Annotated in this window: 7 protein-coding genes; 4 read left to right on the plus strand and 3 right to left on the minus strand. The window is 71.0% G+C overall.

Going from position 1 to position 6,582, the window contains the following annotated elements; genetic code table 11:
• The coding region (locus AC13HU_RS28975) for a DUF2510 domain-containing protein (RefSeq protein ID WP_483044923.1) at nucleotides 1–451 on the minus strand (451 nt) is incomplete at its 3' end.
• Between the two features lie 281 nt (nucleotides 452–732).
• On the opposite strand from AC13HU_RS28975, the gene AC13HU_RS28980 reads away from it, so the two are divergent.
• Nucleotides 733–1,212, plus strand: coding sequence for an SsgA family sporulation/cell division regulator (locus AC13HU_RS28980; RefSeq protein WP_483044924.1), 480 nt, complete (start codon nucleotides 733–735; stop codon nucleotides 1,210–1,212).
• 15 nt (nucleotides 1,213–1,227) lie between these two features.
• Here the strand turns inward: AC13HU_RS28980 and AC13HU_RS28985 are convergent, their stop codons facing one another.
• Entirely contained in the window at nucleotides 1,228–2,598 is a 1,371-nt protein-coding gene (locus AC13HU_RS28985) for an FAD-binding oxidoreductase (RefSeq protein ID WP_483044925.1), read from the minus strand.
• Between the two features lie 253 nt (nucleotides 2,599–2,851).
• A complete protein-coding gene (gene hppD / locus AC13HU_RS28990) occupies nucleotides 2,852–3,976 on the minus strand; it encodes a 4-hydroxyphenylpyruvate dioxygenase (protein WP_483044926.1) in 1,125 nt (374 codons plus the stop codon).
• Between the two features lie 124 nt (nucleotides 3,977–4,100).
• On the opposite strand from hppD, the gene AC13HU_RS28995 reads away from it, so the two are divergent.
• The 3 genes from AC13HU_RS28995 to AC13HU_RS29005 all read left to right on the plus strand — a co-directional run.
• A complete protein-coding gene (locus tag AC13HU_RS28995) occupies nucleotides 4,101–4,571 on the plus strand; it encodes an Lrp/AsnC family transcriptional regulator (RefSeq protein ID WP_483044927.1) in 471 nt (156 codons plus the stop codon).
• 40 nt (nucleotides 4,572–4,611) lie between these two features.
• Nucleotides 4,612–5,259, plus strand: a complete 648-nt coding sequence (locus AC13HU_RS29000) for an ABC transporter permease (RefSeq protein WP_483044928.1) — start codon at nucleotides 4,612–4,614, stop codon at nucleotides 5,257–5,259.
• Nucleotides 5,260–5,395: 136 nt separating this feature from the next.
• Nucleotides 5,396–6,582: betaine/proline/choline family ABC transporter ATP-binding protein (locus AC13HU_RS29005; protein WP_483044929.1), on the plus strand; the 1,187-nt coding region annotated here is incomplete at its 3' end.

Here is a 6,582-nt window from a genome sequence, read left to right on the forward strand (position 1 = left end):
GTGCCGGGGCGCCCCAGGAGATCGGGGGCAGTTGCGGTTCCGGCCGGGCCTGCGGTGCGGGCCAGGACGGCGCCGGGTCCTGGGGGAGGTGCGCCCGCGCGTCGGGCGCCGACCACTGCTGCTCGGGCGGTGCCGCCGCCGGGTCCTGGCCGGCCGCGGGCCACTGGTCCGCGGTGGGCGCGGCGGGGTCCTCGTCGAGGAACATCGGGCCGGACTCGTCGAGCGCGGGAGTGCCGGTCGCCGCGGACGAGGCCCGGCCGGGAAGGACCTCGTCCACCGGCGCGGGACGGCTGGTGCCCGGCATCCACGCGGAGCCGTTCCAGTAGCGGATGTAGTGCGGGATCGACGGGTCCGGGTAGTACCCCGGCACGGGAGCGCCGGACCCACCCGAAGAAGCGGACGGCTGGGAGGATGCCGACGAACCCGAGGAGCCAGAAGTGGGTGCGCTCATGGTCACAGTTCCGTATCTGCTCGGCCGCGGGGTGGTGTGACGTCCACATCTACCAGAATGGCCGCCCCGGTGTGTCCGCCGCGTCGCACACTCCGCTCGCCGACGTCTCGTTGACACGTCATTACCCCGATGCGCCGTCGTGCGCGCCGGGTTCAGGAAATCTGAACCGAATCGGGGAAACCCGCGTAATGGTTGGAGAGGCACGCGCTCTCTTCCAGGTGCAGGCCCCGTTGCGACACCAGCCCCCGGGGCCACCGCGCCAAGGAAAGGACGTCGGACTCATGCAGAACGTGGTGGAACGCGAACTCGAGATGCAGCTCGTACTCTCACCGGAACGGAGCATTCCGGTTCCGGCCCGGCTCGTCTACCGTACGGACGACCCGTACGCGGTGCACATCACCTTTCACGTCGGCTCCGACGCGCCCGTCAACTGGACGTTCGCGCGCGAGCTGATCGTGGAGGGGGTGTTCCGGCCGTGCGGGCACGGCGACGTGCGGATCTGGCCGACCAAGGTCAACGGGCGCAGCGTGCTGTGCATGGCGCTCAGTTCGCCCGACGGGGACGCGCTGCTGGAGGCGCCGTCGTCGCCGGTGGCCGCCTGGCTGGAGCGCACCCTGCGGGTGGTCCCGCCGGGCAGCGAACACGAACAGCTCGGCATGGACGACGGGTTGAGCCGGCTGCTCGCCCCCGCGGCCGGGGACGAGCTGTGGCTGCGCGACCCGTGGTCGGACTCCGACGACACCCCGGACGCCAGTGCGTAGCCGGGTCGGGTGCGGTCAGAGCACCTTGCCCGGGTTGAGCAGCCCGAGCGGGTCGAAGACCGCCTTGACGCCGCGCTGCAACTCCAGGCCCACCGGGCCCAGTTCACGGGCGAGCCAGTCCTTCTTCAGCAGGCCCACGCCGTGCTCGCCGGTGATGGTGCCGCCCAGCGACAGGCCGAGGGCCATGATCGCGTCGAATGCCTCGCGGGCCCGGCGGGTCTGGTCGGGGTCCTGTGCGTCGAAGCAGACGGTGGGGTGGGTGTTGCCGTCGCCGGCGTGCGCGCACACCCCGATGGTCAGGTCGAACTTCGCGGCGATCGCGGCCACTCCGTCGAGCATGTCGGCGAGCTTCGCGCGTGGCACGCACACGTCGTCGATCATCATGGCGGTGGAGATCCGCTCCAGCGCGGGCACCGCCAACCGGCGGGCCTGGAGCAGCATCTCCGACTCGGCGGGGTCCTCGGCCGGCACCACTTCGGTGGCGCCCGCCGCCGTGCACAGTTCGGCGAGCGCGGCGAGGTCCGCGGCCGGGTCGGCGGAGTCGTACCCCGCGAGGAGGAGAGCCTCGGTGCTCTCCGGCAGGCCCATCCGCGCCATGTCGTTGACCGCGCGGATGGTGGTGGCGTCCATCAGCTCCAGCAGCGAGGGGGCGTGGCCGCTCGCCATGACCGCGCACACCGCGGCCCCGGCCGCCGCGGCCGACGGGAACTCGGCGACCAGGGTGAGCTGCGGGCGCGGGGCGGGCTTCAGCGCGAGCACCGCCTTGACCACCACGCCGAGGGTGCCCTCGGAGCCGACGAAGAGCCGGGTCAGGTCGTAGCCGGCGACGCCCTTCGCGGTGCGCCGGCCGGTGCTCAGCAGCCGCCCGTCGGCGAGCACCACGTCGAGGCCGAGGACGTACTCCGCGGTCACGCCGTACTTCACGCAGCACAGGCCGCCCGCGCCGGTGCCGATGTTGCCGCCGATCGTGCACTCTTCCCAACTCGACGGGTCCGGCGGGTAGGACAAACCCTGCTCCGCCACCGCGCGGGACAACACCGCGTTGACCACGCCCGGTTCCACCACCGCGACCCGCTCGACCGGGTCGACCTCCAGGATCCGGTCCATCGCGGTCAGCGACAGCACGATGCAGCCGTCCACGGCGTTGGCGCCACCGGACAGGCCCGTGCGGGCGCCTTGCGGCACCACCGGCACACGGAACTTCGTGGCCGTCCGCATCACGTGCTGGACCTCTTCCACGGATCTGGGGCGCACCACGACAGCCGGGGTGCCCGCATCCGAGAAGCTCGCCATGTCGTGGGCGTACGACGCCACGATGTCCGGATCTGTGACTATCGCTTCCGCGGGCAGCCCCGCCGCCAGTTCGGCTCCTATGTCGTCGCGCATGCCGTCAGCGTTTCATACGGCTCGGCCGTTGTGGAGTGCTGTCCATTCCCGACCGCGGGCCGGTAAGTGGCTGGTCACGCGGTTCTCCCCCTGGCTTCGCCTGGGTGGGGGTGCCCCCGGCGAAGCCAGGGGGAGTGCCCCCGCGCCCCTGGGCCAAGGGGCGCGGGGAACTCCCCCAGAGGGGGTACCCCCAGCGACCAGCCACCGGCAGGTGGTCCCTGAACCGACAGAACGCACCACCCGGGAGGGTTCGCTAGAGGTTGCCCCTTCGCTCCTGCTCGCGCTCGATCGCTTCGAAGAGCGCCTTGAAGTTGCCCTTGCCGAATCCCATGGAACCGTGCCGCTCGATCATCTCGAAGAAGACGGTCGGCCGGTCCTGCACCGGCTTGGTGAAGATCTGCAGCAGGTAGCCGTCCTCGTCGCGGTCGGCGAGCAGCTTGAGTTCGCGCAGTTCGTCGAGGGGGACGCGGGTCTCGCCGACCCACTCGCCGAGGGTGTCGTAGTAGGAGTCGGGGGTGTCGAGGAACTCGACGCCGGCGGCACGCATGGCACGGACGGACGCGACGATGTCGTTGGTGGCCAGCGCGATGTGCTGGACGCCCGGCCCGCCGTAGAACTCCAGATACTCGTCGATCTGCGACTTCTTCTTGCCCGCGGCCGGCTCGTTGAGCGGGAACTTGACCTTGCGGGAGCCGTCGGCGACCACCTTGGACATGAGGGCGGAGTACTCGGTGGCGATGTCGTCGCCGACGAACTCCTTCATGTTGGTGAAGCCCATGACGTTGTTGTAGAAGGCCACCCACTCGTTCATCCGGCCGAGTTCGACGTTGCCGACGCAGTGGTCGACGGCCTGGAAGAAGCGGCGGGCGGGCGGCTCGACCAGCGGCGCGGCGGCCTGGTAGCCGGGCAGGTAGGGGCCGTCGTAGCCGGTGCGGTCGACCAGGGTGTGCCGGGTCTGGCCATAGGTGGCGATGGTGGCGAGCACGACGGTGCCGTGGTCGTCCTTCAGTTCGTACGGCTCGGTGAGGCCGGTGGCGCCGTGCGCGACCGCGTAGGCGTACGCGGCGCGGGCGTCGGGCACCTCGATGGCGAGGTCGACCACGCCGTCGCCGTGCGCGGCCACGTGGTCGGCGAGGAAGCGGCCGTGGTCGGTGACCGGCTTGATCACCGAGGTGAAGACGAAGCGTGCGCCGCCCGACTCCAGGACGTACGAGGCGGTCTCGCGGCTGCCGTTCTCGGGGCCGGCGTAGGCCACCTTGCGCATGCCGAACGCGGTGGAGTAGTAGTGCGCGGCCTGCTTCGCGTTGCCCACCGCGAAGACGACGGCGTCCATGCCCTTGACGGGGAAAGCATCCGGGGTCCCAGTGAGTGCAGTCATGGGGAAAGCGTCCCGCCGCCCTTCAGAGTGCGCAATAGTTCCGGTTTTCGCTGGACAGAGTGTCCAGCAGTAGTCAGGCTCGTACCGTCAATCTGTGCAGTATGACCATGGGAGGCGGCCGGGGATGGGGATCGACGCGCTGGACGGGCGGCTGATCACGCTGCTGGACCGGGAGCCGCGGATCGGCGTGCTGGAGGCGTCGCGGCGGCTGGGGGTGGCGCGCGGCACCGTGCAGGCCAGGCTCGACCGGTTGCGGGCCAATGGAGTGATCCGGGGCTTCGGACCGCAGGTGGATCCGGCGGCGCTCGGCTACCCGGTGACGGCGTTCGCCACGTTGGAGATCCGGCAGGGCCAAGGCGTGGATGTGCGGGCGCATTTGGCCGGCGTGCCGGAGGTGCTGGAGCTGCACACCACGACCGGCGAGGGCGACATGCTCTGCCGGCTGGTGGCCCGGTCCAACGCCGATCTCCAGCGGGTGATCGATCGGGTTGTCGGTTTTGATGGCATTGTCCGGGCAGCCACGGCGATCGTCATGGAGAACCCGGTGCCGCTGCGGATCATCCCGCTGGTGGAACAGGCCGCGCGGGACACCTGACGGGACGCGCGGGACGCGAGGCGACGGGAGGAGGCCGGCGGTGAGCTTCTGGCAGTTCCTGTCCAACCAGCACCAGCAACTCCTCGTCGACGCCTACCAGCACGCCAGCGCGGTCTTCCAGTGCATGGTGATCGCCACCGTGATCGGCGTGCTGATCGGGGTGCTCACCTATCGCAGCCAGTGGGCCGGCAACCTCGCGGTCACCACGACCGCGGCGATCCTCACCGTCCCCTCCCTGGCACTGATCGGCCTGCTGATCCCGATCCTCGGCCTGGGCGTCCCGCCGACGGTGACGTCCCTGGTGCTGTACGGGCTGCTGCCGATCGTGCGCAACTCGATCGTGGGCCTGCGCGGGGTGGATCCCTCGCTGGTGGAGGCCGCCCGCGGCATCGGCATGTCCCGGTCGGCGCGGCTGCTGCGGGTGGAACTGCCGCTGGCCTGGCCGCCGATCCTCACCGGTATCCGGGTCTCCACGCAGATGCTGATGGGCATCGCCGCGATCGCCGCGTACGCCTCGGGGCCGGGCCTGGGCAACGAGATCTTCACCGGCATCGCGTCGCTGGGCAGCGCCAACGCGCTCAACGAGGTGCTGGCGGGCACGCTCGGCATCATCGTGCTGGCGCTGGCCTTCGACGCGGTCTACGTCCTGATCGGCCGGCTGACCATCCCGAGGGGGATTCGTGGCTGAGGCGGCGGGGCCGACGGGCGCGACGGGGACGACCGGGGGTGGGCAGGCGTCCGGCGACGGCCAGGCAGCGGGCGGCGGGAAGGCGTCGGCCGGTGGACAGGCGCCGGGCGGTGGACAGGCGTCGGGCGCCGCGATCGTGCTGGAGAACCTGACCAAGCGTTATCCGGGCAACCCGCGGCCCGCCGTGGAGAGCGTCAACATGGAGATCAAGGCCGGCGAGACCGTGATCCTGGTCGGGCCGTCCGGGTGCGGCAAGTCCACCACGCTGAAGATGATCAACCGGCTGATCGAGCCGTCGTCCGGGCGGATCAGGATCGGCGACGAGGACGTCACCGGGATCGATCCGGTGAAGCTGCGCCGCAAGGTCGGCTACGCGATCCAGTCCTCCGGGCTCTTCCCGCACATGACGGTCGCCGACAACATCGCGCTGGTGCCGAAGATGGTCGGGTGGGGCAAGAGCCGGGTCAGGGACCGGGTCGAGGAGATGCTCGACCTGGTCGGCCTGGACCCGCGCGAGTTCCACGGCCGCTACCCGCGGCAGCTGTCCGGCGGCCAGCAGCAACGGGTCGGCGTGGCGCGGGCGCTGGCCGCCGACCCGCCGGTGCTGCTGATGGACGAGCCGTTCGGCGCGGTGGACCCGATCACCCGCGACCACCTCCAGGACGAGCTGATCCGGCTCCAGCACGAGCTGCACAAGACGATCGTCTTCGTCACCCACGACTTCGACGAGGCGATCAAGCTGGGCGACCGGATCGCGGTGCTGCGCGAGCGCTCGCACATCGCGCAGTTCGACACCCCGGAGGCGATCCTCACCAACCCGGCCGACGAGTTCGTCTCCGGCTTCGTGGGCGCGGGCGCGGCGCTGAAACGGCTGAACCTGACCCGGGTGCGGGACGTGGAGATCGCCGACTTCGCCGCGGTGACCGTGGACGAGCCGCTCCAGTCCATATTCGACCGGCTGCGCACCAGCCAGCACAACGAACTGCTGCTGCTCGACCACCGCCGGCGACCGTACAAGTGGCTGCGGCGCGGCGACCTGATGCGCGCCCGGGGCTCGCTGGCCCGCTCCGGCACCCTGGTGACGCACACGGTGACCCGGGACGCGACGCTGCGGGACGCGCTGGAGGCGGTGCTCACCGACAGCGGCGGGAGGGTCGCGGTGACCGGGCGGCGCGGCGAGTTCATCGGGGTGGTGGACATGGAGACGCTGATGAACTCGGTGCACGAGATGCTGGAGGCGGACCGGCTGACCGCGATGGAGCACCGGCACGACCTGCGGGAGGTCAGGGCGCGGCAGGAGCAGGGCGGGCAGCCGCCCGGCGC

The organism is Streptomyces sp. NH27, from assembly GCF_056859195.1.

Excerpts from the sequence above, each read along its gene's own strand:
- AC13HU_RS28980 (WP_483044924.1), top strand. The coding sequence starts at position 733 with ATGCAGAACGTGGTGGAACGCGAACTCGAGATGCAGCTCGTACTCTCA.
- AC13HU_RS28985 (WP_483044925.1), bottom strand. The coding sequence starts at position 2,598 with ATGCGCGACGACATAGGAGCCGAACTGGCGGCGGGGCTGCCCGCGGAA.
- hppD (WP_483044926.1), bottom strand. The coding sequence starts at position 3,976 with ATGACTGCACTCACTGGGACCCCGGATGCTTTCCCCGTCAAGGGCATG.
- AC13HU_RS28995 (WP_483044927.1), top strand. The coding sequence starts at position 4,101 with ATGGGGATCGACGCGCTGGACGGGCGGCTGATCACGCTGCTGGACCGG.